The 589-nt window shown below is 51.8% G+C and carries 1 pseudogene and 1 other annotated feature; the pseudogene reads left to right on the top strand.

Annotated elements, in window-relative coordinates:
- Positions 1–153: 153 nt before the first annotated feature.
- A pseudogene (locus tag BFF42_RS20265) lies at positions 154–589 on the top strand (transposase); the annotation flags it as partial.
- Positions 435–551: a sequence feature (AL1L pseudoknot), on the top strand. (Overlaps the previous pseudogene by 117 nt.)

Genomic DNA, 589 nt, shown 5'->3' with positions numbered 1-589 from the left:
CTTCGGCTTTGAACTCTTTAGAGTAACGTTGGTTTTTTCTGCTCATTATTAGCTCCTTCTGATGCCATTCTATTTCAGGAAGGAGTGTCCGTTAAACTCTGAACCGCCCCGGGAATCCTGGAGACTAAACTCCCTGAGAAAGAGGTAAACAGGATGACTAAAAATACTCGTTTTTCCCCCGAAGTCCGTCAGAGGGCGATTCGTATGGTTCTGGAAAGTCAGGGCGAATATGACTCACAGTGGGCGGCAATTTGTTCCATTGCCCCAAAGATTGGCTGTACACCGGAGACTCTGCGTGTCTGGGTACGCCAGCATGAGCGGGATACCGGAGGCGGTGATGGCGGGCTCACCACCGCTGAACGTCAGCGTCTGAAAGAGCTGGAACGTGAAAATCGTGAACTGCGCCGCAGTAACGATATCCTTCGCCAGGCTTCCGCTTATTTTGCGAAGGCGGAGTTCGACCGCCTCTGGAAAAAGTGATGCCACTGCTGGATAAGCTGCGTAAGCTGTACGGGGTCGGACCGGTATGCAGTGAACTACATATTGCCCCGTCAACGTATTACCACTGTCAGCAACAGCGACATCATCC

The organism is Shigella sp. FC1661 (genome assembly GCF_001712525.1).
GTDB lineage: Bacteria > Pseudomonadota > Gammaproteobacteria > Enterobacterales > Enterobacteriaceae > Escherichia > Escherichia coli.
This window is presented reverse-complemented; position numbering and strand designations above follow the sequence as displayed.